Source organism: Arthrobacter sp. HMSC08H08 (genome assembly GCF_001807575.1).
Taxonomy (GTDB): domain Bacteria; phylum Actinomycetota; class Actinomycetes; order Actinomycetales; family Micrococcaceae; genus Pseudoglutamicibacter; species Pseudoglutamicibacter albus.
This window is the reverse complement of the sequence record NZ_KV789408.1, coordinates 14,346-39,625: the sequence shown is the minus strand read 5'-3', so window position 1 is coordinate 39,625 and position 25,280 is coordinate 14,346. Positions and strand designations below refer to the sequence as shown.

The 25,280-nt window shown below is 60.7% G+C and carries 22 protein-coding genes; 8 read left to right on the top strand and 14 right to left on the bottom strand.

The window, feature by feature from the left end:
* Positions 1–67: 67 nt before the first annotated feature.
* Positions 68–298, bottom strand: a complete 231-nt coding sequence (locus HMPREF3175_RS08580) for a DUF3073 domain-containing protein (protein WP_035757799.1) — start codon at positions 296–298, stop codon at positions 68–70.
* A gap of 176 nt (positions 299–474) precedes the next feature.
* Positions 475–3,063, bottom strand: a complete 2,589-nt coding sequence (clpB, locus tag HMPREF3175_RS08575) for an ATP-dependent chaperone ClpB (RefSeq protein WP_070491960.1) — start codon at positions 3,061–3,063, stop codon at positions 475–477.
* 212 nt (positions 3,064–3,275) lie between these two features.
* On the opposite strand from clpB, the gene trmB reads away from it, so the two are divergent.
* Both trmB and HMPREF3175_RS08565 read left to right on the top strand, forming a co-directional pair.
* Positions 3,276–4,124 carry a tRNA (guanosine(46)-N7)-methyltransferase TrmB gene (gene trmB / locus HMPREF3175_RS08570; protein ID WP_035757793.1) on the top strand — a complete coding sequence of 283 codons (849 nt, stop codon included), beginning with the start codon at positions 3,276–3,278 and terminating at the stop codon, positions 4,122–4,124.
* A gap of 89 nt (positions 4,125–4,213) precedes the next feature.
* Positions 4,214–6,283 carry a BCCT family transporter gene (locus HMPREF3175_RS08565; RefSeq protein ID WP_070491957.1) on the top strand — a complete coding sequence of 690 codons (2,070 nt, stop codon included), beginning with the start codon at positions 4,214–4,216 and terminating at the stop codon, positions 6,281–6,283.
* A gap of 114 nt (positions 6,284–6,397) precedes the next feature.
* On the opposite strand, the gene HMPREF3175_RS08560 is transcribed toward HMPREF3175_RS08565, so the two are convergent.
* The 4 genes from HMPREF3175_RS08560 to dnaK form a co-directional block, all read right to left on the bottom strand.
* Entirely contained in the window at positions 6,398–6,895 is a 498-nt protein-coding gene (locus HMPREF3175_RS08560; RefSeq protein ID WP_070491954.1) for a heat shock protein transcriptional repressor HspR, read from the bottom strand.
* 80 nt (positions 6,896–6,975) lie between these two features.
* Positions 6,976–7,947: a DnaJ C-terminal domain-containing protein gene (locus HMPREF3175_RS08555; RefSeq protein WP_070491951.1), complete on the bottom strand. Its 972-nt coding sequence runs from the start codon at positions 7,945–7,947 to the stop codon at positions 6,976–6,978.
* Positions 7,948–8,111: 164 nt separating this feature from the next.
* Positions 8,112–8,720, bottom strand: a complete 609-nt coding sequence (locus HMPREF3175_RS08550) for a nucleotide exchange factor GrpE (RefSeq protein WP_052048725.1) — start codon at positions 8,718–8,720, stop codon at positions 8,112–8,114.
* A gap of 11 nt (positions 8,721–8,731) precedes the next feature.
* Positions 8,732–10,585 carry a molecular chaperone DnaK gene (dnaK, locus tag HMPREF3175_RS08545; RefSeq protein WP_035757785.1) on the bottom strand — a complete coding sequence of 618 codons (1,854 nt, stop codon included), beginning with the start codon at positions 10,583–10,585 and terminating at the stop codon, positions 8,732–8,734.
* 213 nt (positions 10,586–10,798) lie between these two features.
* Between dnaK and HMPREF3175_RS08540 the strand changes: the two genes are divergently transcribed.
* Complete coding sequence (locus HMPREF3175_RS08540; RefSeq protein ID WP_083289524.1) at positions 10,799–11,359, top strand: low molecular weight protein-tyrosine-phosphatase; 561 nt, start codon at positions 10,799–10,801, stop codon at positions 11,357–11,359.
* Positions 11,335–11,958: a nucleoside/nucleotide kinase family protein gene (locus HMPREF3175_RS08535; RefSeq protein ID WP_070491948.1), complete on the top strand. Its 624-nt coding sequence runs from the start codon at positions 11,335–11,337 to the stop codon at positions 11,956–11,958. Before HMPREF3175_RS08540 ends, HMPREF3175_RS08535 begins: the two co-directional genes overlap by 25 nt.
* 5 nt (positions 11,959–11,963) lie before the next feature.
* On the opposite strand, the gene cls is transcribed toward HMPREF3175_RS08535, so the two are convergent.
* The gene (gene cls, locus HMPREF3175_RS08530; RefSeq protein WP_083289523.1) at positions 11,964–13,442 is read right to left on the bottom strand and encodes a cardiolipin synthase; all 1,479 of its coding nucleotides are present in this window, start codon (positions 13,440–13,442) and stop codon (positions 11,964–11,966) included.
* A 162-nt stretch (positions 13,443–13,604) separates the two neighbouring features.
* Between cls and HMPREF3175_RS08525 the strand changes: the two genes are divergently transcribed.
* Complete coding sequence (locus tag HMPREF3175_RS08525; protein ID WP_070491945.1) at positions 13,605–14,612, top strand: aminotransferase class IV; 1,008 nt, start codon at positions 13,605–13,607, stop codon at positions 14,610–14,612.
* Positions 14,613–14,622: 10 nt separating this feature from the next.
* Positions 14,623–14,892, top strand: coding sequence for a DUF4235 domain-containing protein (locus HMPREF3175_RS08520; protein WP_070491942.1), 270 nt, complete (start codon positions 14,623–14,625; stop codon positions 14,890–14,892).
* 233 nt (positions 14,893–15,125) lie between these two features.
* Here HMPREF3175_RS08520 and mnhG read toward each other — a convergent pair whose 3' ends face one another.
* The 6 genes from mnhG to HMPREF3175_RS08490 are packed head-to-tail and all read right to left on the bottom strand — an operon-like array spanning position 15,126 to position 22,020.
* Positions 15,126–15,548 (bottom strand): monovalent cation/H(+) antiporter subunit G, encoded by a 423-nt coding sequence (gene mnhG, locus HMPREF3175_RS08515; protein WP_070492035.1) that lies wholly within the window; start codon positions 15,546–15,548, stop codon positions 15,126–15,128.
* Positions 15,549–15,553: 5 nt separating this feature from the next.
* The gene (locus HMPREF3175_RS10655; RefSeq protein ID WP_070491939.1) at positions 15,554–15,949 is read right to left on the bottom strand and encodes an MrpF/PhaF family protein; all 396 of its coding nucleotides are present in this window, start codon (positions 15,947–15,949) and stop codon (positions 15,554–15,556) included.
* Complete coding sequence (locus HMPREF3175_RS08505) at positions 15,946–16,599, bottom strand: Na+/H+ antiporter subunit E (protein WP_070491936.1); 654 nt, start codon at positions 16,597–16,599, stop codon at positions 15,946–15,948. Before HMPREF3175_RS08505 ends, HMPREF3175_RS10655 begins: the two co-directional genes overlap by 4 nt.
* The gene (locus HMPREF3175_RS08500; RefSeq protein WP_070491933.1) at positions 16,596–18,344 is read right to left on the bottom strand and encodes a Na+/H+ antiporter subunit D; all 1,749 of its coding nucleotides are present in this window, start codon (positions 18,342–18,344) and stop codon (positions 16,596–16,598) included. The genes HMPREF3175_RS08505 and HMPREF3175_RS08500 overlap by 4 nt, the downstream gene beginning before the upstream one ends.
* On the bottom strand, positions 18,344–18,931 hold the full coding sequence (locus HMPREF3175_RS08495) for a Na(+)/H(+) antiporter subunit C (RefSeq protein WP_070491930.1): 588 nt from the start codon (positions 18,929–18,931) through the stop codon (positions 18,344–18,346). The genes HMPREF3175_RS08500 and HMPREF3175_RS08495 overlap by 1 nt, the downstream gene beginning before the upstream one ends.
* Positions 18,928–22,020, bottom strand: a complete 3,093-nt coding sequence (locus HMPREF3175_RS08490) for a Na+/H+ antiporter subunit A (protein ID WP_070491927.1) — start codon at positions 22,018–22,020, stop codon at positions 18,928–18,930. The genes HMPREF3175_RS08495 and HMPREF3175_RS08490 overlap by 4 nt, the downstream gene beginning before the upstream one ends.
* 102 nt (positions 22,021–22,122) lie before the next feature.
* On the opposite strand from HMPREF3175_RS08490, the gene HMPREF3175_RS08485 reads away from it, so the two are divergent.
* Complete coding sequence (locus HMPREF3175_RS08485; RefSeq protein WP_070491924.1) at positions 22,123–23,490, top strand: MFS transporter; 1,368 nt, start codon at positions 22,123–22,125, stop codon at positions 23,488–23,490.
* 63 nt (positions 23,491–23,553) lie between these two features.
* Here HMPREF3175_RS08485 and dcd read toward each other — a convergent pair whose 3' ends face one another.
* The gene (dcd, locus tag HMPREF3175_RS08480; protein WP_070491920.1) at positions 23,554–24,135 is read right to left on the bottom strand and encodes a dCTP deaminase; all 582 of its coding nucleotides are present in this window, start codon (positions 24,133–24,135) and stop codon (positions 23,554–23,556) included.
* 218 nt (positions 24,136–24,353) lie between these two features.
* On the opposite strand from dcd, the gene HMPREF3175_RS08475 reads away from it, so the two are divergent.
* Positions 24,354–25,280 carry a M15 family metallopeptidase gene (locus tag HMPREF3175_RS08475; protein WP_070491917.1) on the top strand — a complete coding sequence of 309 codons (927 nt, stop codon included), beginning with the start codon at positions 24,354–24,356 and terminating at the stop codon, positions 25,278–25,280.

Genomic DNA, 25,280 nt, shown 5'->3' with positions numbered 1-25,280 from the left:
CGCTGAACCCAACGGGTTCCAGCGGCCTCTCACACGACGTGTACCCACTCACGAGCGGGAGCAACGATCAATATCGGCGATCGTCCTCGTCTTCGTCATCATCATCAAAGGCGCCATAGCGGGCTGCAAGATCCGCGTATGGGTCATCCTCGTACTGCTCTTCAAGCTCGTCCCGAGAGTTCTGAGAACCCCCGATACCTAGCTCGCGCTCGAGAGCACTCAAATCGGTGCCCGGGGTGAAGTACTTCATCTCCCGGGCCTGACGTGTTGCCTTAGCCTTCTGACGGCCGCGCCCCATGGCGTGACCCCCTCTTCCGCTCTTCACCTGGGGAAGTCCCGATAACTGGAAATCCAGCACACGAGAGGCCCCAGTGGATGATCTACAAATGTTTCGTGAGACTGATTCTACACGTTCACCCCTATGCACGGCGAAGCGAGCCGCAGTGCATAGGGAGCGGGACGAAACAGTGCGGTTTAGCGTTCAGCCTCAACCGTGAGGCCATCGGCATCCTCAGCTGCACGATCCACGCGGACCGTCTCGCCATCGAGCACCTCACCGGCAAGGATCTTACGAGCCAACTGGTCGCCGATCTCCCGCTGAACCAAGCGGCGCAACGGGCGGGCACCATAAGCCGGGTCATAGCCCGTCAATGCAAGCCACTCACGAGCCGCAGGCGTGACATCGAGCGTCAAAAGACGATCAGCCAACCGCTCATCCAACTGCCGCACCTGAAGATCAACAATCTTCGACAGATCCTCAAGCGAGAGCGGATCAAACATGATGACCTCATCAAGCCGGTTCAAGAACTCCGGCTTGAAGGAGGCCTCAACCACATCCATGACCGCCTTCTTCTGAGCCTCAGCCTCCATGGTCTGATCAACCAAGAACTGCGAACCCAGATTCGAGGTCATCACCAAGATCACGTTCCGGAAATCAACCGTGCGACCCTGGCCATCCGTGAGCCGGCCATCATCGAGGACCTGCAGCAAGATATCGAAAACCTCAGGGTGAGCCTTCTCAACCTCATCCAGCAAAACAACCGAATAAGGCCTACGGCGCACAGCCTCAGTCAGCTGGCCGCCCTCGTCATAGCCGACATAGCCAGGAGGAGCACCGACCAGGCGGGACACCGCATGCTTCTCGGAATACTCCGACATGTCGATGCGCACCATCGAACGCTCATCATCGAAGAGGAACTGAGCCAAAGACTTAGCAAGCTCAGTCTTACCCACACCCGTAGGCCCGAGGAACAAGAACGAACCCGTTGGACGGTTAGGGTCAGACAAGCCAGCACGGCTACGACGCACCGCATCAGAGACCACCGCGACAGCCTGCTTCTGGCCGATCAAACGCTTCCCAACGTTCTCTTCCATATGCAGCAGCTTCTGCGATTCACCCTCAAGCATGCGCCCGGCAGGAATACCGGTCCACGAAGAGATCACCTCAGCGACGTCATCGGCGGTAACCTCCTCAGAAACCATGCGGTCCTGACGGTCATGCTCAGCCTTCTCTTCGGCCTTGGCGAGCTTTGCCTCCAGTTGCGGGATCTCGCCGTAGAGAATCCGGGAGGCCTCCCCCAGATCCCCCTTACGTTGAGCTACGTCAGCCTGGCTGCGCAGATCATCGATCTGAGCGCGAATATCGCCCGCCTCGTTCAGGGAGGTCTTCTCCTCTTCCCATCGCAGAGTCAGCGCTTCGAGCTCTTCCTTCTGATCAGCCATCTCCTCACGCAGAGCAGCCAATCGTTCAACCGAGGCTGGGTCAGTCTCATCCTTGAGCGCCAGCTCCTCCATCGTCAAACGGTCAACCGAACGGCGCAGCACGTCGATCTCCTCCGGCGCGGAATCGATCTCCATACGCAGACGCGATGCCGCCTCATCCACAAGGTCGATCGCCTTATCAGGAAGGCGACGGCCCGTCAGATACCGGTCCGAAAGCGTTGCCGCGGCAACCAGCGCGGAGTCAGCGATCGCGACCTTATGGTGCGCCTCGTAGCGTTCCTTCAAGCCACGCAGGATCGCAATCGAATCATCAACCGACGGCTCACCCACGAAAACCTGCTGGAAGCGACGCTCCAGAGCAGCGTCCTTTTCGATGTTCTCGCGGTACTCATCCAGGGTCGTCGCACCGATCAAGCGCAACTCACCGCGGGCGAGCATCGGCTTGAGCATGTTGCCGGCGTCCATCGAGCCTTCGGAGGCACCAGCGCCGACCATCGTGTGAATCTCGTCGATGAACGTCACGATGCCGCCCTCAGCCTGCTTGATCTCCTCAAGCACAGCCTTGAGCCGCTCCTCGAACTCGCCACGGTACTTAGCGCCGGCGACCATCGCCCCAAGATCCAGGGAGATGAGCTTCTTGCCGCGCAAAGACTCCGGAACATCCCCGGCAACCATACGCAACGCAAGGCCTTCGACCACCGCGGTCTTACCCACGCCCGGTTCACCGATCAGAACCGGGTTGTTCTTGGTGCGGCGTGAAAGCACCTGAATCACGCGGCGGATCTCCTGGTCACGGCCAATCACCGGGTCAAGGTCACCCTTGCGGGCAACCTCCGTGAGGTCCGTACCGTACTTCTCAAGCGCCTGGAAGCTACCTTCCGGATCTTGGGAATCAACCTTCCGATCCCCGCGCACGCTCACCATCGCGGCCTTGAGCGCCTCAGTGGACGCGCCGTTATCACGCAACGCGACACCGGCCTCGCCAGCGTCCGCCGCCAAACCGAGCAACAGGTGCTCAGTCGAAACAAACTGATCCCCATTAGCCTGAGCCGCCTGCTGCGCCGCAGAAATAACCTGCAGCATCTGCCGCGAAGCCTGCGCCTGAGCAACCGAGGTGCCCGAGGCCTTCGGCAGCTTGCGGATCGCCGTCGATGCGGCAACCGAGACCGCATCAGGATCCGCCCCGGCCGACTTCAAAACGGCAACAGCCACCGAATCCCGCTGATCCATCAGCGCCTTCAAAAGGTGCACCGGCTCAAGATTCGGGTTACCGGCAGTCGCAGCGTTCATGCTCGCCGCAGAGACAGCCTCCTGGCTTTTAGTCGTCAAATTCGTGTCCATGCCCTACCCCTTTCCTACTCCTATAAGAGCCATTGAACTTAAAGTTGAGTCTACCTAACTCAACTTCTGTTGGGTAGAAATTATTCCCAGGGATGAACTCTTTTCTTGAATCTCTTGCTGTCCCCCAAGCAACAACCGGCCAGCGGGCCATTGCAACTGGCGCCCCCACTTGGTTTCGCACCTAACAGCGGCCGCAGATTAGGGTTAAAGACATGAGCCCCAAACCTCAGCCCCGCCCGGGCCTTGCAGAAACCGACCCAACGTACTTCCGCGCCGAACCCGTCTCATTCGTCCGCCGCGGAGAACGCATGACGAACGCCCAACAACGGGTTTGGGACACACTGCGCGAAACCATCCTGATTGACGTACCTCGCCACCACGCGGCAACCTCGATCCACCCGGACGCGACCATCGACGTCCCATCCCACTTCCCGCACCCTGAGCGCCCCCTCATCGTGGAGATCGGAACCGGGCTCGGCGAAGCCATCGCGCACGCGGCACACAACAACCCCGAGACGAACTTCCTCGCCGTAGAGGTCTACACCCCCGGGCTAGCCAAACTCATGGAACGGATCGAAAAACTCGAACTCACCAACGTTCGCGCAATCCAAGCGAACGCACCCGAAGTCCTCGATGTAGCGCTCACCCCGGAATCCGTGGACGAACTCTGGATCTTCTTCTCCGACCCGTGGCATAAAACCAAACACCACAAACGCCGCCTCATCACCGATGCTTTCGCCGAACGCGCCGCCCGCGTCCTCAAGCCAGGCGGAACCTGGCGGTTAGCGACCGACTGGTCCAACTACGCCGAACAAATGCGCGAGGTCATCGACAACAGCCCGCAGTTTGAAAACCTGCACGCCGGCGAGCGCAGCGGCGAAGAATCCCCGCTGACCGCGATCCGCCGCATCGATGCGGAAAAACACGAGGCAGATCCGGAGTTCACTGACACTCGCGGCGGGTGGGCTCCGCGTTTCGAAGGACGCACACTGACGAGCTTCGAAGCTAAAGCCCACAAGGTCGGACGCAAGATTTTCGACCTCGCCGCGCGCAAGATTTGATGACATTAACCACACATAGCGTCAGAATCGGGTAGCCTGTGAGGTTGCACATACGCAACCTAACTGAGGAACCGTTTTACGGATTTGGCATGAGTAATAAACCCAGCCCCGAAAATAACCAGCGTCCGAGTGAGGAAGCTTCCCCAGCGGACACTACCCAAACGGCCACCAAGAAAGCCCCGCAGAAACGAGGAAACCCCCTCACCCGCGGACGCTCCTCACACGTAGGCCTCTACCCTCACAACATCCACCCGGGGCTGGTTCCCGGAATCGGCGTTGACGAACAGCGTCACGTCTTCAAACTCGACAAGCTCGTCTTCGGCATCACCGCGGCCCTCATTGTCGCGTTCGTCGCGTGGGGCGTCATCAACCCGGCATCCGTTGGCGAGGTCTCCTCGGTAGCGTTCGCGTGGACCATGAAGAACATGGGCTGGCTGCTCAACATCACCGTCATGGTTTCGATCGGTGCGATGCTGTTCATCGCGTTCTCCCGCTACGGCCGCATTCGCCTCGGTAAAGACGGCGAAAAACCAGAGTTCAGCCGCTTCGCATGGGTCGCCATGATGTTCGGTGCCGGAATTGGCGTTGGTATCTTCTTCTTCGGTCCATCCGAGCCGCTCTACTACTTTGTGTCCCCGCCGCCGCAAACCGGTGTTGAAGCAGAAACCCCGGGCGCGATCCACATGGCCGTAGCCCAGTCCTCCTATCACTGGGGGCTCTCCGCGTGGGCGATGTACGCGCTCGTCGGCGGCGCTATGGCCTACTCGAGCTACCGCCGCGGCCGCGTAACCCTCATCTCGAGCGTGTTCCGTTCCCTGTTCGGCAAGCAGACTGACGGCTTCGCAGGACGCCTCGTGGACATGTTCGCGATCATCGCGACCCTCTTCGGTACCGCCGCTTCCCTCGGCCTTGCCGCGATCCAGCTCGGCAAGGGCGTGGAAATCGTATCCGGTGCTGGGCCCATCGCCAACAACGGTCTGATCATCATCCTCGCGATCCTGACCGCCGCGTTCATCATCTCCGCGGTCTCCGGTGTCTCCCGAGGCATCCGCTACCTCTCCACGACCAACATCGTGCTGACACTCAGCCTCGTATTGTTCGTGTTCTTCGCAGGACCAACCCTGTTCCTGCTGAACCTGTTGCCATCCGGTGTCACCGAATACGCCAACGAGTTCCTCGCTATGATGGGCAAGTCGCTGTCCTGGGGCGCTGACGTGGTTGAGTTCCAGGCCGCATGGACCGCGTTCTACTTCGCATGGTGGGTCGCCTGGACCCCATTCGTTGGTGCGTTCATCGCCCGCATCTCCCGCGGCCGCACCCTGCGTGAATTCTCGCTCGTGGTGATCGCTGTTCCTACCGCGATTCTGATCTTCGCGTTCACGATCTTCGGCGGCGCCGCGATGTGGATGAAGCGCGCTGGCGTGGAAGGCATCAGCGCCGATGACTCTCCACAGACGATTCTGTTCCACCTCTTCGACAAGTTACCGCTTGCTAACGTCACCCCGTTCCTCATCATGATCGCGCTCGCGATCTTCTTCGTGACCTCCGCGGATTCGGCATCCGTGATCATGGGTACGTTCTCCTCCCGCGGTAACCCGGCCCCAAGCAAGCTCATCGTGATCTTCTGGGGCCTGGCGATGATGGGCATCGCAACCGTGATGCTGCTCTCCGGCGGTGAGTCCTCGCTGACAGGCCTACAGAACCTCACGATCCTGATTGCGATCCCGTTCTGCATCATCCTGCTACTCATGATTGTCGCGTTCATCATGGACTTGCGAACCGACCCAGCCTCGATCCGCAGCGACTATGAGTCCACGATGCTCTCCAACGCTGTGGTTCGCGGTATCGAGAAATACGGTGATGACTTCGAGCTGACAGTGCGCCACTCCGGCGACGGGCGCGGCGCAGGTGCGGACTTCGACTCCACATCAGAGAAGGTCACTGAGTGGTATCAGCGCCACGACGAGACCGGCGCGGAAGTCGGCTACGACTACGAAACCGATACGTGGGACGACGGCTACGAGCCAGAAACCCCGGGCCCTATCACCGAGCCGAAGGTCGGCGAGCCAGGCGCTGGCGACAAAAAGCCTGCCGCCGATGCTGGCAAGAACACTGACGGCGACGCCGAAGCCGGCAAAGACTCGGCGCCTAAGGAATAGGAGCCTTTAGCAAGTGCGATTAAACGGTCGTGGGCCGGAGAAATGCTCTCCGGCCCACGACCGTTTAATCTCTCTGAAGCGGCTAGCCCCCAGTTGCACTAGCTCTCAGTTGGTCTAGTCCTCGGGTGGCATGAGCTGGAACTGCGCCCACGCCTGCATCGTGCGTTGCTGCAGACGGTCGGTGTCGCGCCCCGTTCGGGTGATCGCAACCTCACCTGAGGCACCGGCTGCGAAAATCCGTTGCGCAGCTATCGCCACACCTTCGGCACGGCCACGCCACCGCTCAACATCCTGCTCCAACTCAGCGACGCGTTCCATGAGCGTTTCTACACGCTTCTCCAAACCGATCATCCGGCGGATCCCCTCAAGTGAGACCCCCTCGGAAGACAGTTCCTGCACTCGACGCAAACGGTCGATGTCCCGCTGCGAATAACGGCGATGCTTTCCCGCCTGACGCTTGGGCACAACCAAACCTAAACGGTCGTATTGCCTCAACGTCTGCGGATGCATCTGGGCAAGCTCAGCGGCAACGGAAATCACGAAAACAGGCGCGTCCCACTCGCCGTCCCGCCCGGAACCACGATCGAATCGTTTACTTGCTGATGCGTTCATCCACGCCTCCTTCCGTTACCTCGAAACATTCAGCACAGCGCCGTGTTCAAAGCTGTGCCGTATCCAGGGCTTCGCAGTGTCTACAGTTTTGCTTGGGAAGCAATGCTAGCCCGAGGGTCCTCGCCGGCTGTAGCCTGCGCATAATCCTCGACGGCTTTCTTCGCTTCCTCCGAGAGTTCCTTAGGGACCACCACGTTGAGCACAACGTACATATCGCCTGTGCGTTTGGACGTCTTCACGCCACGGCCACGCAAACGCATCCGCTTGCCTGATGGGCTACCGGCTGGAACCTTCATCCGCACGTTCTCGCCGGAGATAGTTGGAACCGAGATCGTTGCACCCAAAGCGGCCTCGTTGAAGCTCACAGGGATCTCAACCGTGATGTCGTTGCCCTCACGCTTGAAGAACGGGTGTTCATTCACGCGCACCGTGACCATCAGGTCGCCGTTGCCGGCCGGGCCTGGTTCGCCTTTGCCTTTCGCGCGGATCGTCTGACCATCACGCACACCGGCAGGTACGCGGATCTCAACCACTTCACCACCGCGGGTACGCAAACCGATCGTGGTGCCCTCAATGGATCCTTTGAAAGAAATCGTGGTTTCAGCCTTACGGTCGGCACCACGCTGCGGACGTTGCTGGAAGCCACCAAAGCCTCCGCCGCCGCCTCCGAACATGCCGCCGAGCAGATCCTCAAATCCGCCTGCGCCACCACCGCCGGAGGAGTAACGGACTCGCTGCCCGCCGCCACCACCGAACACGTCCCCGAAGATGTCCTCGAATCCGCCACCGGAGCCACCGGCGCTAAATCGGGCGCCTGAACCCATAGCGCGGATCGCATCGTACTCTTTACGCTGCTGCTCATCACTGAGCACCGCATAGGCTTCCGAGATGTCCTTGAACTTCTTCTCAGCCTCAGGGTTGTCCTTATTCGTATCCGGATGATACTTGCGGGCCAACTTCCGGTAGGCCTTCTTAATATCGGCCTCACTGGCGTCCTTGGAGACGCCCAGCGCCGCGTAAAAGTCTTTTTCGACCCAGTCTTGACTGGCCATCGTGACGCCTCCTAGCCTCACTCAAAATCTATAAAAATCTATACCTACAACTATCGAAAACAGGCGACGGCGGGCTCAATAGACCTACCGTCTAGACCCGCCGCCGCACTGAATCATTTCCCGCGACCATTTCACGCGTTCACGTCACGCGTTCACGTCACGTTTTATTCGCCGGTGGAAACCATGACCTGCGCTGCACGCAGAACACGGTCACCGCGTTTGAAGCCGATCCTGAAGACCTGCCCCACGTGATCCTCCGGAACACCCTCAACGGGTTGGCGGAGCATCGCCTCGTGGATGGTTGGGTCAAACTCGACACCGGTTTGATCGATCCGTTCAAACCCGATGCTGGCCAGGGAACGCTCCAACTTATCGGCGATCGCCGCAAACGGTCCCTCCTCCAGATCACCGTGAGCACGAGCCGCATCGATATCATCCAGAACCGGAATCAAGCTAGCCACGGCCTTGTTGAGCCCCTCGTCGTGAGCATTCTTCTTATCCCGCTCTACACGGCGGCGGTAGTTCGTGAATTCCGCCTGCAACCGCTGGAGGTCCTCTTTGTATTCGGCCGCGAGGCCCTCCGCATCCATGTCGCCGGATGCGGAGGCCTCTTCGGCTCGTGCGGCGTCGTCGAGGATCTGCTGGGCTTGGCCCAGTGCATCGGTGTCAGCTCCGCCCTCTACTGGGGTTTCAGGGGCCTGCTCTTCGCGAGCCGCTTCCGCACCCGTCTCTTCAGGCTGCTGATCGCCTAGGTTCTTCTCCTCGTTCGACATATGCCACTACCTCACTTCTGGTCTTCGTCTTCGTCAACGACCTCGGCATCTACAACGTCGTCATCATCCGAGCCGCCGGCGTCAGCCGCCCCTTCAGCGCCAGCCTCAGACTGGGCCTGTGCGTAGAGGGCCTCGCCCAGCTTGGTCTGGGACTGCTGCAGCTTCTCGAACTTGGCCTTGACCTCGTCATCGTTGCCCTCAGGGGTTTCAAGTTCCTTCTTGAGCGCATCGACGTCGGCCTGGACCTCGTTCTTGACGTCCTCTGGCAGCTTGTCAGCGTTGTCCTTGATGAGCTTGTCCACCGAGTAAGCAGCGGACTCTGCAGCGTTGCGGGTCTCGGCCGCCTCGCGGCGTGCCTTGTCCTCTGCGGCGTGCTCTTCAGCTTCCTTGACCATGCGGTCGATGTCCGACTGATCCAGCGAGGTGCCGCCGGTGATGGTCATGGACTGCTCGGTTCCGGTGCCTTTGTCCTTAGCGGAGACGTGCACGATGCCGTTGGCGTCGATGTCGAAGGTCACCTCGATCTGTGGCAGGCCGCGTGGTGCCGGGGCGATGCCGGTGAGTTCGAAGGTGCCCAGTGGCTTGTTGTCGCGAGTGAATTCGCGTTCGCCCTGGAAGACCTGAATCGACACGGATGGCTGGTTGTCTTCCGCGGTTGTGAAGGTTTCGGAACGCTTGGTTGGGATAGCGGTGTTGCGTTCGATCAGCTTGGTCATGACGCCGCCCTTGGTCTCGATACCGAGGGAGAGTGGGGTCACGTCGATCAGCAGAACGTCCTTACGTTCACCTGCGAGCACACCTGCCTGCAGTGCCGCGCCCATCGCGACAACCTCGTCTGGGTTGACGCCCTTGTTCGGCTCCTTGCCTGCCATTTCCTTCACGAGCTCTGCAACAGCTGGCATGCGGGTCGAGCCACCCACGAGAACGACGTGGGAGATGTCGCTGACCTTCACGCCGGCTTCCGCGATGACGTCATTGAATGGCTTGCGGGTCCGCTCAAGCAGATCTGCAGTCAGTTCCTGGAACTTAGCGCGGGAGAGGTGCTCGTCCAAGTGGACCGGACCCTCTGGGGTCACCGAGAGGTACTGCAGCGAGATATTGGTGCTGGTTGCCGAGGACAGCTCGCGCTTTGCCTGCTCTGCGGCTTCACGCAGACGCTGGAGAGCGATCTTGTCGTTGGACAGGTCAGCACCCTTGCTCTTGGCGGATTCGAGCAGCCAGTCGACGATGCGCTGGTCCCAGTCGTCACCACCGAGACGGTTGTCACCTGCGGTTGCGCGAACCTGAATGGTTGCGAAGCCGTCTTCATCCTTGCCAACTTCGAGCAGTGAGACGTCGAACGTACCGCCACCGAGGTCGTACACCAGAATGAGTTCGTCTTCCTTGCCCTTATCCAGGCCGTAAGCCAGGGCTGCCGCGGTTGGCTCGTTGACGATGCGGGACACCTTGAGGCCCGCGATCTCGCCGGCTTCCTTGGTTGCCTGACGCTCGGCGTCATTGAAGTATGCAGGGACCGTAATCACGGCGTCGGTGACCTTTTCACCGAGGTAATCTTCCGCATCGTGCTTGAGCTTCATCAAGATGCGTGCAGAGATTTCCTGCGCGGTGTACTTCTTGTCATCGATGTCGATGGTCCAGTCAGTGCCCATGTGGCGCTTGACGGAGAAGATGGTGCGGTCAACGTTGTTGACGGCCTGGCGCTTAGCGATGTCACCCACCAGGACCTCGCCACCCTTCGAGAAGGCAACCACAGATGGGGTGGTACGCGAACCTTCAGCGTTAGCGATCACGGTTGGCTCGCCAGCTTCAAGGATGGAGAGCACCGAGTTGGTAGTACCGAGGTCAATACCTACAGAACGTGCCATTGAATTCCTCTTTTCCGGCCGCTTGATCAACGGCCTTCATTTGTCTATTCGACTCAACGCTTGGGCTTCGTCCTTGATAGTTCACCGTCCGATGATTCACCAACCGAAGCTCCAAACCTGAGCCATCTGTACTCAAGTATGTAACATGAGCCGACTCTTGTCAACTTATCCTGAGTCACCTCAGCTCAACTTTGCTTTAGCTAGTCTGGACTCATGTTGGAAAACGACTCAACCACCGCCGGCCAGCCCGGCACCGCAACGGAAAAGAACACCGCAGACCATGCCCCGTTCACAGTCCTTGTGGTGTGCACCGGCAACATCTGCCGCTCCGCGATGGCCCACTACATGCTCCAAGACGCACTCGCCAACGCGGGCATCACCAACGTTCGCGTGGACTCTTGCGGCACATCGGATGAAGAAGCCGGCAACCCAGCCGACCCGCGCACCGAACAGATGCTCAACGAACTCGGCCTCACAGCGCAAGGGCACGTAGCCCGCCAACTCAACGAGAACGACTGGGCGACAACCGACCTGTTCCTCGCAGCCGACGTCCGCCACATCGAAACCCTGCGCGCACTCGCCCCGGCGGAAATCAACCGCTCCCGCATCCGCATGTTGCGCTCCTTCGAACCAGGCGCCACCCACCAAGACGAAACCAGCCTGCGCATGGCAGACCCCTGGTACGGCGACATCAGCGACTTCGAAATCACGCGCGAGCAAATCACCGCCGCGATCCCGGGAATCATCGAATGGGTACGCGAAGCAAGCCACTGATCCTCGCCCTCGACGGCCGCTCAGGGACAGGGAAAACACACCTGAGCTTGCAGCTGGCCGCATGGGTGCGGGACGGAGGGCTCCACGGCGAGCTCTACAGCGTCGATGTGCTCCACCTCGACGAGCTCTACCCCGGCTGGACAGGCCTCGCCGCAGGCCTTGAAACCTACACGCAACAGGTCCTGCCCGCTCTCGTGCGCGACGGCAGCGCCACCTGGACGCCTTGGAACTGGCACACCTCGCGCCATGATGCACCCCGCGCCCTCGGGCCCGCGGACATCATCATCATCGAAGGAGTCGGCGCCGGGCACCCCGCCGCACGCCCCTTCCTCGCCGGAACACTCACACTCACACTCGAGACCGCAACCCGCAAAGAACGCGCACTCGCCCGCGACGGCGCAACCTACGCACCCCACTGGGACACCTGGGCCGCACAAGAAGATCAGCTACCCGCCGCAAGCGACGGCCCCAACGACATCAGCATCAGCGTCAATGAAGGCGACAACGTCGATGTCAGGCACAACGGCAAAGCAGGCGCCAGCGACGTGCTCGCCCAGGCCCGCACCTGGCTCACCGCGCTACTGCACGACTTTAGCTAGCGCGCTTACTGCACGACTGCAGTGAGGCGGGCGACGTTATCCAGCCAGCGTTCGATGCGTGAACGCGAAGCCCACGCTTCTTTCGTGAGTAGCTCCGATTCGGCTTTATACGAATCCATGATCTCGTTGAGAGAGGCCACACATTCACTGCCCAGCGTCAACACGGTGATCTCGTTGTTGAGACTGAAGGAGCGCATGTCCATGTTGGAGGAACCGAACACACCCACCGTGTCATCGACCGTGACGCACTTGGAGTGCAGGACATCCGGTGACGGGTACCGGTAAATCTCCACGCCCGCCTCCAACAGGGTGTCGTAGTAGGACTGTTGCGCGTGGTTGGTGATCCTGTTATCGCCCTCGCGGCACAGATACAGTTCCACATCCACCCCGGCTTGTGCGGCAGTCGTCAACGCATATAGCAGCGAATCGTCCGGAACCAGGTACGGGGTAGTGATGCGCACCTGCCGTCTGGCGTTATAGATGAGCGTGTTGAACATGCGCAGATTGTTCTCCTGCGGATAGCCCGGCCCAGAAGGGATCATCTGCGCGAGCGTGTCCGCGGGACGGTCGTGTTCGGCGAACTGGAGCTGATCGAACACTTTCTTACCGGATTCGAGATACCAGTCTGTAGCAAAGATGAGGTCGAGGTGGTCCACCATCGGGCCTTCGATGCGGGCCATCATGTCGATCCATTCGCGCCCCTTGCGGTGGGCGGAACGCCGCAGATAGCTTGGCTCGATCAGGTTGATCGAACCGGTCATGCCCACCCGGCCATCGACCACCAGGATCTTGCGGTGGTTACGCAGGTCCGGGCGGCGCCAACGCCACTTGAACGGCGCGATAGGCAGCATGCGGTACCACTCGATACCCGCCTCAGTGAGGCGTTCCTTCATCTTCCGGTATCCGGGCAAACGCCAGCTGCCGATCTGATCGAAGAGGAAACGCACCTTGACCCCGCGAGCGGCAGCCCGCTCGAGCGCTTGGAACACCGGCTCGGTGTATTCCTGATCAATACCGGCGATATAGAACTCGACGTGCACGTAGTCGTTGGCGGAGTCGATGTCCTCGGCCATCGTCTTCAGGATGTTCTTATAGTCGGCGTCGAAGCGGAACCGGTTACCGCCAGCCAGCGGGTAGCCGGTCAGGTTCTGGTTAAGTTCGGAAACACTCGTGACCCAGCGCGGGAAATGGCCGGGAACTCTATCGAGCGGGTCCGGGCCGACCGCCGTCATGATCTCCCGGTTGACGGCCTCTTGGCGTTCACGCCGCGGCCTGTTGAGCCGGTGCGAACCGAACAGCAAGAAAACAATCAGGCCGACGTAGGGCAACAGGAAGATCGCAAGCAGCCACGCCATCGCGGTGGTGGGGCGGCGGCCCCCAGGCACAATACCGAGCATCGCGATACGGATCAGCAAGTCCACCGTGAGCAACGTGTACGTGAGCCACTCAGGCCAATTCGCTGGCAAAAGCCAGATATCGCCCATCCGGGAGTCCTCTCGCGTTCGTTCCCTGTCGTCGCCGCATCAACCGGCCCGCATGTGAGCCGCCTCAATAAATACCGATACGTGTAACTCTATCTGTGAACGCGCTGTACACCGGTACGCTGAGACAATAATCCTTTGTGGCGGCCTACACGCGGAGGGCTCATGAGCCAGCAGAAGAAGCCGAATTCGATGGTCGCGGTGTGGATCGAGCCCTGTACCGCAACTGTGCCAGAGCCAGCAGCCTCCGATGCGCCGGCGGCTATCGATGCGGGCGCGGGTTGGTCTGTTCGTTGCGTTGATCCTGCGGCGGGCTGGCTGCGGCTTGACGATGCGGGCGTGACCCGCGGTGACGGCGTATTCGAGACATTGCTGTACCGGCGCGGCAGGATCCGGTCTGTGATCGAACATTTGGCGCGGATGGAGCGCTCGGCAGCGGCGCTTGCTCTCGAGATTCCGCCGGCCGCAGTGTGGGAGCGCGCAATCGCGTTGGGCCTGGATGCGTTCTTAGGTCAGGATGCGGATGGCAAACCCGAGGCGTCCATCCGTTGCGTCGCAACCCGCGGAGCTCCTGGCACAGGCCCCGCGTGTTTTGTGACTCTCTCCCCCGTCCCTGCGAGGGATCCGGACCCGAAACCGATCAAGGTTCTGACCCTTGATCGCGGATACGATTCGGGCGCGGCACAGCGCGCCCCGTGGCTGCTGTTGGGCGCTAAGACGCTGTCTTATGCGGTCAACGTCGCCGCGTTGACGTACGCGAAGAAGCACGGCGCCGATGACGCGATCTTCGTGACCAGCGACGGTCTCATCCTCGACGGCTTGACCGCCTCCGTGGTCGCCGCGTATCGCACCGACAACAGCAACGCTGGCCACACCATCGGCGGCAGCGGCAACAGCAACGATGGGGGCTCCGTAGTTCTCCGTACACCGAGCGTCGAGGCTGGTGGCCTCGCTGGCACAACGGTCGCGGCGGTTTCTGAGGCCGCCCGCGCCCTCGACTGGGAGGTCGAGGCGGTTCCGATGCGGCCTGCCGACCTGCTCACGGCGGATGCGTTGTGGCTTGCGAGCTCGGTCAAGATGCTACGCCCGGTCTCGCATGTGGATGGGGTTGAAGTCGGTGTGGATGCGCAATTACATCGGATTCTTTCCCACGCGCTCGAACAAACGCTGTAGTGTGGAACCCGTGAATGCTTTGAACAAGATTTTCGCGTCCATCTTTTCGCTCGTTGCGGGAATCGTGGGTTCCCGTGTTCTGGAGAACGTATGGGCCCAGGTCACTGGTGCCGACGCTCCAACGAAGAAGAACAAGGAAGCCCGCGAAGAAGCCTCCGCTACCCGCGTTGCCCTGTTTGCGGCGATCTCCGCTGGCATGATGGCTTTGATCCAGACCTCGATCGAGCAGGGCTCTAAGAAGGCCGCCAAGCGCTCTAAAGACAACCCGGAAGAAATCTAGACTCTCCCGGACAAACATAAACTGCTCCCCATGAGTTGGGCTGTCTCAACAGCGCCCAACTCATGGGGAGCAGTGCTCGTATCAGCGAAACCGCCGAGGCCCCAATACGTGTACGGAACGCCTAATTCGTCAGCAGTGACATCGACGCGAGGCCACTCAATATTGCTCTAGCGCTGTCAGTTGTGGCGGTCATATCCGCCTCGTGATCACTGCTCAACTCACTGATCACTGCCCTAGTTATGGCCGTCGACTTCCGCCTGGACAGCCGTCGGGTGATGCAACGCTTCACCCCGCGGCGTGCGGTGGTCTTCCGCGTCCTCGGCGGCCTTCACCACGGCCTCAAGGTCGTCCTCGATCAGCGTCGCCCGCTTCAGATGCTTAGAACGGTACGCGGCACGCCCCACCATGTGAGCCGAGACCGGGTTGGTCAGAAGCATCATGAGCCAGATCAACGCCAAAACCGGGATCCACTGCCACACCGTGGTTTTGATCGCTACCGCAAGCAGCATCATCAACAGCCCTAAAACCTGCGGTTTAGCCGCCGAGTGCATGCGGGAGAGCACATCCGGGAACGTGAGCATACCGATCGCCGCAGACAAGCTCATGAGGCTGCCGCCGATCATCAAGACCGCGGCGACGATGTCCCAAAACAGCATCCAGTTCACGCCGAATCACCCCGCTCAGCCGGCGCCTGCGCTGCCGGAGCCTGCGCTGCGTCCGGCGTCGCGTCCCCGGCGGCGTCCGTGCCCGTTCCTTCCACGGGCATCTGAGTCGCAGCAGAAGAGGCCGTGACGCGGGCGACCGTCACCGAACCTAAGAAGCCGATCACCGATGCCAAGAAGACCATCGGCAACGAAGAGAAATCACTCGATACTGCCATCCAAATCAACAGGCCGCACGAGATAATCACCAGCAAAACATCCGAGGCGATAATCCGGTCCAGAAGCGAAGGCCCCCGCACAATACGCACCACCGTCAAGATGGCGGCCAAACCCAATATGACCGCAGCCACCATCGCGGCCCAGCCGAACCAACCGTATTCAGTCCACCACATCATCGGGCGTCACCTCCCTTACCGCGCTGAGCATCGACCGCGGCATCAACCGAATGCCAGCCATCAGCTTCACGACGCGCAGCGACCAGCTCACGCGCCACACGTAGCTCCTCTTTGCGCAACAGATCCAGCTCCGCGCGCGAACCCATCACATAGATCAGCCGTCGCTCGATCTCCAGGACATCGGCCCGGAACCTGTTCGCGTCTTCCGTGTTCCTGATCCCCAGAACATGCAGGTACAGCGTCCCGTGGCGGCGATCAACATCCACCACGAGTGAGCCCGGGATCAGCGAAGCCACATGTCCCACCGCGGTCATCAGCAAGTCGTCACGGGTACGCAACGGAACCTCAACCACGGCGTTCGTGACGTCCTTGCCCTGCCTCCAGGAAACCCACGTGACCTGGAGCGAACCAGAGACAATCTGTCCCACAAACCAGCCGAGGAACGCCAACCCACGCACCGGCGAGAAACGGCCCGAAAGCACCACCGGCGGCAAACGGAAAACCCGGACGATCAGCATCGAGAGCGCCAACCCGAACAGTATGTTCGCCAACGCGAAGGACTGCCACAGGATGCACCACACCCCCACGAGCCACACCAGCAGGGGTAGCTCAACCAGCAAGCGGCGCGTCATTGTCCCGAAACGCTTCACTTGCCCGCACCCCCTTCACCAGATGGGTTAGATACCCCGGATGACTTGGATACCCCACTCGGGTTCTCCAACGTGCGGCGTCCACCATCCGCTGGGCCGCCCCGCTCCGGTACAGCCCGGTTCGAGGCCTCATAAACGGCCACGCGGTATTCCTTGCCCTCGACCATCGCGGCTGATGCTTTATCAGTCAGCTGGAACAGTGGGCCCGCGAAGATCGTCAAAGACAACGATGCGCACACCAGCGCCGCCGTCGAACCCACCATGATGCCCGGTAGGACCTTGACGTCGCCGCGGTCCGAATAGCGCGAATCCGGGAACTGGGCTACCGCCTCGTAGGTGCGTACGCGGCGGAACTTCTTATTCATCGCCTCAAGCAGCATCGGGTCCGCGTCCTCGGCATCCTCGGCACGCCGCCAGAACGCACGGTTCCATACACGAGCCACCGCGACCAGCGTCAGCAAGCTCGTCAGCAGCGAGGCCGCGATGTTGACCCAAGCCATAGCCGAGCCGTCCTCGACACCGCCGATGACCAGACCGACCTTGCCGATGAAGCCCGAGAACGGCGGGATACCGGCAAGGTTCATAGCTGGGATGAAATATAGGACCGCCAAGAACGGGGCGAGCTTAGCAAGCGAACCAAGCCTCTCAATATTCGAGGTGCCGCCGCGCCGCTCAATCAACCCCACGACCATAAACAGCGAGGTCTGAACCAAAATATGGTGCGCCACATAATAGATTGCCGCCGCATAGCCGGTTTGTGTGCCCAGCGCGATACCGAAAACCATGTAGCCGATGTGGCTTGTGAGCGTAAACGAAAGCATACGTTTGATCTCGGTCTGGACCAGCGCACCCAGAATACCGACGATCATCGTCAGTACCGCGACCCACATCAGAAGAGCCGAAAGATCGTTGTCCCGGAACAGCAGCGTCTCGGTACGAACAATCGCGTACACGCCCACCTTGGTGAGCAAACCCGCGAACACCGCCGTGACCGGCGCCGGAGCGGTCGGATACGAGTCCGGCAGCCAGAAACTCAACGGGAACACGGCCGCCTTGACGCCGAACGCGATCAGAACCATCAGATGCAGCAACGTCTGCGTCGTCGGGCCAAGCTGAGCGATCTTATCCGAAACATCCGCCATCGAAACCGTGCCCGTCGCGGCATAGATCACGCCGATCGAAATCAGGAACAGCATCGAAGACACAACCGAAACAACAACATAGGTTGTACCGGCGCGGACACGCTCAGCGGAACCACCCAGCGTGATCAACACGTAGGAGGCTGTCAGGAAAATCTCGAAGCCCACATACAGGTTGAACAAGTCACCGGCGACAAACGCGTTAGAGACGCCCGCGACCAAGAACATGTAGGTCGGATAGAAAACCGAGATCGGTCCATCACCGTTCTGGTCCGTATAGCCCTGTCCCGTCGCATAAATCAGCACCGCCAGCGAAACCACATTCGAGACCACCAGCATCAGGGCCGCGAACTCGTCCACCACCAGCGTGATGCCAAACGGTGGAGCCCAGCCACCCATAGTGACCGCGGCAGCACCCAACGAATAAGACCGCAACAGCAACACGAAACCGATCAGCAACGCAAGCGACAGCGTTGTGATCGAAACGAACCGTTGAGCACGCGGGGAACGCTGGAACACGAACGTCAACGCAGCGCCCAGGATCGGCAGCACAACCACCAGCGGAGTCAGCGAAACAACATCGAAAGGCAACGCTTCCCAATTCATCAGCGCTCACCCTTCTCTTGCTCTTCGCGTTCAGCTTCCCGCGCCTTCTCGGTCATGTATTCATCAACAACCCTGCGCGCCTCCGCACGTGTCCGCGCAGCCTGCGCCGGTGTGCAGTTCTCAGGGTCCTCACCCAGGCCGCCATCGTCATCGGAATCAACTTCATCCTGGGTCGCGAACTCCGAATCCTCAACGGGCATCTCGCCGTCCTCTTCAGGGTCGTGCACAATGCCTTCCTGCGAAACACGCACGTCTTCGGCGTCGGCCTGGATCTCATCGGCACGCGAAAGCCACCACGAACGGTAGATCATGCCCAGCAAGAAAGCCGTGACGGCGAAGGAAATCACGATCGCGGTGAGGATCATCGCTTGCGGGAGTGGATCCGAATAATCCTCCGCAGGCACTTCTCCACCCACAATCGGGGCCAAGCCTCCCGGCCCGCCGGCCGTCAGAATCAAAACATTGACGCCATTGCCCAACAAGAGCGTGCCCAACAAAACCCGGGTCAGGGTGCGCTCAAGCATCAGATAGATGCCCGCGGAGACCAACACCGCGACCATCAACAGCATCGTCACATCGATCGTCATCGGGTCACCTCCGAACCTGCACCGGTACCCTCAGCTGAACCGTCGCCCAGCCCGCCTCGCATCATATTCTGGCCGCGGACCGCTTGCCCCTCGAAACCAACCAACGCTTGTTTCGCCTCACGTACGTGATGGATTTCGGCGTCCAAGCGCACATCGAGCTCCGAACCGAGGGATTCCACCACATCCAAAACCAAGCCCACCACGATGAGGTACACGCCGATATCGAAGACCGTTGAGGTCACAAAGTGGTGTTCACCGAAGAACGTGAAGTCGATGACCGCGGATTGGAAGATCTGCCCGCCGAAGAACAGCGGCACAACGCCTGAGATGACCGCGAGCGTCAAACCCGTACCGAGCAGCGCGCCCGGACCCACACGGATCGCTTCTGCGAGCTCAACGCGGCCTCCGGCGAGGTAACGCAGCACGAGCGCAAGACCTGCGAGCAACCCGCCTGCGAAGCCACCGCCTGGCGAATTGTGGCCCGCGAACAGCAGATAGATCGAAAACAGAACGAACGCGTGGAAGATCAGGCGGGTGATGACCTCGATGATGATCGAGCGGCGCTCCGGCGCCAGCGTCCGGCCGGCCACGAGCCACGCCGAGGAGGATCCCGAGCGGTCATCGTCGAGGAACACGCTCGCCACACGCTGACGCACCGGCGAGGCGTACACCGTGCCGATCGAACCGGTGTCCACGCTGCCGACCCTCGTCCTATCCGCGCCGCGAGCCACCACGAAGATCAGCGAGGCGACACCGGTTGCCGCGATCGCGAGCACCGTGATCTCACCAAAGGTATCCCACGCGCGAATGTCAACGAGCGTCACGTTCACGATGTTGTGGCCGTGCCCGCCACCGACTGCCAGCTGTGGATACTTCAACGAGATCGGGTCCGCGGTCCGAGCCGCCATCGCGAGCCCGCCGGCAACCGCAGTGAACACGCCGAACGCGACCGCAACCAGAAGCTGCATGCTGCGGCGTCTCCGCGGGCGAGCCTGCCACACCGAAGCCGGCAAAACACGCAAAGCGAGCAGGAACACGATCAACACGATCGTCTCAACCAAAAGCTGAGTCACAGCCAGGTCCGGTGCGCCGTGGAACGCGAACAAAGCAACCATGCCCGAGCCGGTCAGCGAAACCATGAGCACACCCATGAAACGCCGGCGAGACCGCATCGCAGCGACCGCGCCGACCGCCATCACAACAAGAATCAAAACGTTGACGAGCTTGGTTGTGAACACCAGGGTTGTGCTCTGTTCGCCGCGGTCGAAGGAGACGCCCCCGCCGATCAGGACCCCGACGGTCGGCACCAGTAGCGCAGTCGCGATGATCACGGTGAGGTAGTAGGAAAGCTGGCCGCGCTGCAGTGCGGCGGTCACGCGGTGAGCGGTCCAGTCGATCCCGCTGATGATGTAGCGGTAGGTGCGTTCACCGTCGATGAGCGCCGGTACGCGTGCCTGTAGCTTGGATACAGGTTCCCGGGCGAAGAACATGATCAAACCGAGCGCGACGATCCCTGCGGTGATCGCAAGCTCGATCGTGAACCCGTGCCATAGCTCAAGCGGCGCGGTGTGCGGTTCCGCTTCCGGGAAGACGTTGGCGGCTGGGCTCAGCAGCGCATCGGCAGGCCCTGGGAGGAACCCGAGTGCCGCGCTCGCAAGCGTCAAGACAGCGATGGGCACCGCCATGGTCGGTAGTGTCCAGCTGATCGGGGTTGGCTCAACCCCTGGCTTGGTAGCGAAGGAACCCCACACGAAGCGGGCGGCGTATGCGAAGGTGATGACCGCGCCAATCGCGAACACGAGGGTCACGAAAGTACTCGCGCTGGTTGGCGCATCGATGAGTGCGGCGAGCGCGGTTTCTTTAGCGATGAACCCGAACGTGACAGGAAGCCCAGCCATCGACCCCGCGGAGATCACGGCGCACACGAACAGGACGGGGCGTGCCTTCCACAGCCCGGAGAGGTTCCGTAGATCGCGGGTACCGGTTCCGTGGTCGATCGCACCGACAATGAGGAAGAGCGCGGATTTGAACAGACCGTGCCCGAGCATGAGGGCGAGCCCACCGAGCATCGCTGATGGGGTACCCATCCCGATGACCGCGATGATGAGGCCAAGCTGGGACACGGTCCCGTAGGCAAGGACGAGCTTGATGTCAGTTTGACGCAGTGCGCGCCAGCCACCCAGCAGCAACGTATAGAGACCGAAGCCGACGGTGAGCAGCGTCCAGCCCGGAACGTCCGAGAACCCGGGCGCCAATCGAGCCACTATATAGACGCCGGCTTTGACCATTGCGGCCGCGTGCAGGTAGGCAGAAACCGGGGTTGGAGCGGCCATAGCGCCCGGAAGCCAGAAGTGGAACGGGAACAGTGCGGACTTAGAGATCGCACCAACCAGGATCAGGATGATCGCCGCGGTGACTACAGCGTTGGATGGGGTGATGGGGTTGGGGCCGGTGAGGTCCCCGGTCATCATGAGGATCTCAGAGAGCCGGAAGGTTCCGGCCGTTACTCCGAGCATCACGAGCCCACCGAACATCGCAAGCCCACCAGCGGTGGTCACGATGAGCGCGGTGAGTGCGGAACGGCGTGCTGAGAGCCTCGAACGGGCGTAACCGATCAGCAGATAGGACAAGATGGTGGTCATCTCCCAGAAAATAAAGAGGGAGATCAAGTCATCTGAGGTCACAAGGCCGAACATCGCGGCCGCGAACGCAGTCAGTTGGGCTGCGAACGGGCCGATCGAGGCGTCTTCAGATTTGAAATAGCGGGCGCAATACAACAACACGAGCGCGCCCACGCCGAGGATCAAAAAGCTCAGAACCGCAGCCAGCGGATCCAAGCGGAAAGCGAATTCCACATCGAACGTAGGAATCCACGTATATTCCTCTTGAGGAATAAGATCTTGCCCGACGGTTCCCGGGGCCAGCACCCCCAGTTTTCCGGGCATTCCACGCACAGCCACCACAGCGAGCCACACGAGGCCCGCTGCCGGCACGAGAGCCAAAAGATAGAAGGCATTCCTACCGATCCAGCGCACTAAAAACGGGGCTACAAACGCCGCTAGGAACAGTGCAAGCAGGACCGGAAGCACGGTGTCACCTTACATATAGAAGTGCGTTACACGCCGGGACTGCCCAACCAAACAGTCCACAATGCTCTTTCATTCTACGGAACACCGCCATAGGCTCTTCACATGAACACAAGACCGGCTGCCCCATACACGTATGGCCAGGGGACTAAAAAACAGGTTTTCACGTGGTCCTTATGGGACTGGGGCGAGGGCGTCACCAACGCCATCATGCTCACGTTTGTGTTCACCGTTTACCTGACATCTTCGGCGTTTGGCGACCCGGATGCCAACGCATCCTCACTTGCGCTCGCGGTCGCGCTCACGGGCGCGGTGATCGCTCTCACGGCACCAGTCTTGGGGCAACGGGCCGACCGCAGCGGTAAACGCAAACACTGGCTTGGCTTCCACACTGCGGTAATTGTGCTCGCGACCGCCGCGTGTTTCTTCATCAAGCCAGACCCTGCATACCTATGGCCGGGTATCTTCCTGATCTGTGTCGCGACGTTCTTCAGCGAGATCGCGAGCGTGAACTATTACGCAATCCTCCCCCAGATCGCACCGAAGGAAAAGATCGGCCGGATCTCCGGCATCGGCTGGGCTTTCGGTTACCTGGGCGGGATCGTATCCCTCGCCGTGGTCTTGTTCGTGTTCGTCCAGCCTGCGACCCCGTGGTTCGGTTCAAACCCCGACGAGGGCTTCAACATCCGCCTGGTCGCTGTATTTTGTGCCGTGTGGATGGCGGTGTTTTGCGCACCGATGTTCTTCACCGTCCCGGAGATCCCCGCAACGCCGGGACCTAAAACGAGCTGGCGTGAGTCTTATGTATTACTGTGGCGCAGCATCAAGGGCTTGTGGCATAGGGACCGACCGACGTTGTGGTTCCTGTTGGCTTCTGCGGTGTACCGGGATGGTTTGGCGACTGTTTTCACGTTCGGCGGGATCATCGCGGGAACGGTGTTCGGGATGAGCACGGCCGAGGTGATCATGTTCGCGCTGGTTGGCAACATGGTCGCGGCAGCTGGCGCGTTCATTGGCGGTTGGCTCGACGACGTTGTGGGCCCGCGCGCGGTGATCATGACTGCGCTGTTCGGGCTGATCGGCGCCGGTCTGGGCGTGTTGTTCGCTCAGCACAGCTGGCAGTTCTGGATTTTCGGGCTCGTCCTGTGCCTCTTGGTAGGCCCGGCACAGTCCTCTTCCCGCGCGTTGCTCGCCCGCCGTACCACCGAACACACCGCGGGCGAACTCTTTGGTCTCTACGCGACCACGGGCCGCGCCGTCACTTTCCTCGGCCCGGCACTGTTCGGACTCTCAAGCTTCGTTGCGTCGAACATCATGGACAGCGCAGGTGTGACCGGTAGCGCTACCCGCTACGGCATCGTAGGCATCCTTGTGATTTTCGTGGTCGGGATCGTGTTGTTCTCGCTCGTGCCTGGCATCAAACGTGAAGACACCACTGTCCATGAGGACGCAACCGCGCGCGTTGCGAAATAGCCAACGCTAGGCGGCCGGCAACCGGCGTGGAAACGCGGCGGGGCGCCTAGTCTTCGATGCTTCCTAGTCTTCGATGCGGGTGCGGTGGAAGTTCAGGTGTGAACGCGAGGCTGTCGGACCGCGCTGGCCCTGGTAACGGTTGAGGTATGGGCCGGTTCCGTATGCATGTTCGGCGGGTGAGGAGAGCTGGAAGAAGCACAGCTGCCCCACTTTGGAGCCGGGCCACAGCATGATCGGCAGGGTCGACATGTTGGATAGTTCCAAGGTGACGTGCCCGGAGAAGCCTGGGTCGATGAACCCTGCGGTCGAGTGGGTCAGCAGACCGAGCCTGCCGAGTGAGGATTTACCTTCGAGACGGGCAGCGATATCGCCGGGGAGGGTCACTTTTTCGTACGTGGCGCCCAGCACGAATTCACCGGGGTGCAAGATGAACGGCTCGTCCGCATCAACTTCAACCAGGCGGGTCAGTTCCGCTTGCTCTGTTGAAGGGTCGATGTAGGGGTACTTGTGGTTGTCGAACAACCGGAAGTAGCGGTCCAGGCGCACATCCACGCTGGAAGGCTGGACCATGTCCTCGCCTCGTGGTTCGAGCGCGATCTTACCGGAATCTAGGGCCTTACGAATATCACCATCTGAGAGCAACACAGGCCCAGAATATCGCGTGTGCACGCTCGCCGGCGTGAGGGTTGCATTCCCGCAAGGAATTTCGGAACCTCGGCAGCTGCATCGGCGGCATTAACCGGCGCCCTTTAATCTGACATAGTAAAGAGGTGCGTAGCGGGTGCGGCGTTTCCGACCGAACGCGTTCACGTTGCCCCCATTCAACCGGCACTAAACCAGCACTTAACCAGGAGGATCAGCTCGTGGTAGGCAGGCATGCTGCGGCGTCGACACAGCGCATCCCGCGCTGGGTTATTCCTGCGGGTGCGATGCTGGCTGTTCTCGCGCTGGTCTTGGTGTTCGTTCTCCCCCGCTTCACATCTGGCCCTACCAACGATGCTTCGGGCACCTCAACCGGGGCGTTCAGCGACACGAAGCAGCGGGCCGGAGCGAACGCATCGGGCACTGATAGTGATGGGCGTGGCGCTGACGATGATCGCGGCAGTATCGCAGGGCCGGAGGTCACCGCCCCGGCTTCAGAATCTGAGTCAAAAGAGCGCGAGAAGAAACAGAAGCGTTCAAAGAAGCCGAACGATAAGGACTCGAAAGACTCCGCGGGAGGCAGCCCCGAGATCCCGAGTGACCCCAAGAACATCGAGGTTCTGGCGAATAAGAAGCGCCCCATAGAGCCGTTGACGTACGCGCCGACCGACCTCGTGAGTATCGGTAGCGGGCAGAGCCTGCGTAGCGAGGCGGCGAAGGCGTATAAGAAGATGCGGGACGCCGCGGCGGCCACGGGCGTGAGGTTCCATCCCATCAGCGGTTACAGGTCATACAGCCAGCAGGCGGCCACATATAACCATTGGAAAGCGACATACGGGCAGCAACACGCGGATTCGGTTTCCGCAGCGCCCGGCACGAGCGAGCACCAACTAGGGCTGGCCGTGGACGTGACCGATGGGATCTGTAAACTGCGGCGATGCTTCGGCAACACGGAGGCCGGCCAGTGGGTCGCCAAAAACGCGCACAAATATGGTTTCGTGATCCGATACCCGGAAGGTAAAAGCGACATCACCGGCTACTGGCCCGAGCCGTGGCATCTGCGCTACGTAGGGGTGGACCTCGCTAAAGAGCTCACAACGAAAGGGCTAACACTCGAGGAACACTACAAATGGAAGCCTGATAAATAG

What these genes read in the sequence shown, in the direction of transcription:
- HMPREF3175_RS08485 (WP_070491924.1), top strand. Translation starts at nt 22,123, where the DNA reads ATGAACACAAGACCGGCTGCCCCATACACGTATGGCCAGGGGACTAAA.
- HMPREF3175_RS08550 (WP_052048725.1), bottom strand. Translation starts at nt 8,720, where the DNA reads ATGTCGAACGAGGAGAAGAACCTAGGCGATCAGCAGCCTGAAGAGACG.
- HMPREF3175_RS10655 (WP_070491939.1), bottom strand. Translation starts at nt 15,949, where the DNA reads ATGATGTGGTGGACTGAATACGGTTGGTTCGGCTGGGCCGCGATGGTG.
- HMPREF3175_RS08580 (WP_035757799.1), bottom strand. Translation starts at nt 298, where the DNA reads ATGGGGCGCGGCCGTCAGAAGGCTAAGGCAACACGTCAGGCCCGGGAG.
- HMPREF3175_RS08500 (WP_070491933.1), bottom strand. Translation starts at nt 18,344, where the DNA reads ATGAATTGGGAAGCGTTGCCTTTCGATGTTGTTTCGCTGACTCCGCTG.
- HMPREF3175_RS08565 (WP_070491957.1), top strand. Translation starts at nt 4,214, where the DNA reads ATGAGTAATAAACCCAGCCCCGAAAATAACCAGCGTCCGAGTGAGGAA.
- HMPREF3175_RS08495 (WP_070491930.1), bottom strand. Translation starts at nt 18,931, where the DNA reads ATGACGATCGATGTGACGATGCTGTTGATGGTCGCGGTGTTGGTCTCC.
- clpB (WP_070491960.1), bottom strand. Translation starts at nt 3,063, where the DNA reads ATGGACACGAATTTGACGACTAAAAGCCAGGAGGCTGTCTCTGCGGCG.
- trmB (WP_035757793.1), top strand. Translation starts at nt 3,276, where the DNA reads ATGAGCCCCAAACCTCAGCCCCGCCCGGGCCTTGCAGAAACCGACCCA.
- mnhG (WP_070492035.1), bottom strand. Translation starts at nt 15,548, where the DNA reads ATGCTGTTTTGGGACATCGTCGCCGCGGTCTTGATGATCGGCGGCAGC.
- HMPREF3175_RS08525 (WP_070491945.1), top strand. Translation starts at nt 13,605, where the DNA reads ATGAGCCAGCAGAAGAAGCCGAATTCGATGGTCGCGGTGTGGATCGAG.
- cls (WP_083289523.1), bottom strand. Translation starts at nt 13,442, where the DNA reads ATGGGCGATATCTGGCTTTTGCCAGCGAATTGGCCTGAGTGGCTCACG.
- dnaK (WP_035757785.1), bottom strand. Translation starts at nt 10,585, where the DNA reads ATGGCACGTTCTGTAGGTATTGACCTCGGTACTACCAACTCGGTGCTC.
- HMPREF3175_RS08560 (WP_070491954.1), bottom strand. Translation starts at nt 6,895, where the DNA reads ATGAACGCATCAGCAAGTAAACGATTCGATCGTGGTTCCGGGCGGGAC.
- HMPREF3175_RS08555 (WP_070491951.1), bottom strand. Translation starts at nt 7,947, where the DNA reads ATGGCCAGTCAAGACTGGGTCGAAAAAGACTTTTACGCGGCGCTGGGC.
- HMPREF3175_RS08535 (WP_070491948.1), top strand. Translation starts at nt 11,335, where the DNA reads ATGGGTACGCGAAGCAAGCCACTGATCCTCGCCCTCGACGGCCGCTCA.
- HMPREF3175_RS08540 (WP_083289524.1), top strand. Translation starts at nt 10,799, where the DNA reads ATGTTGGAAAACGACTCAACCACCGCCGGCCAGCCCGGCACCGCAACG.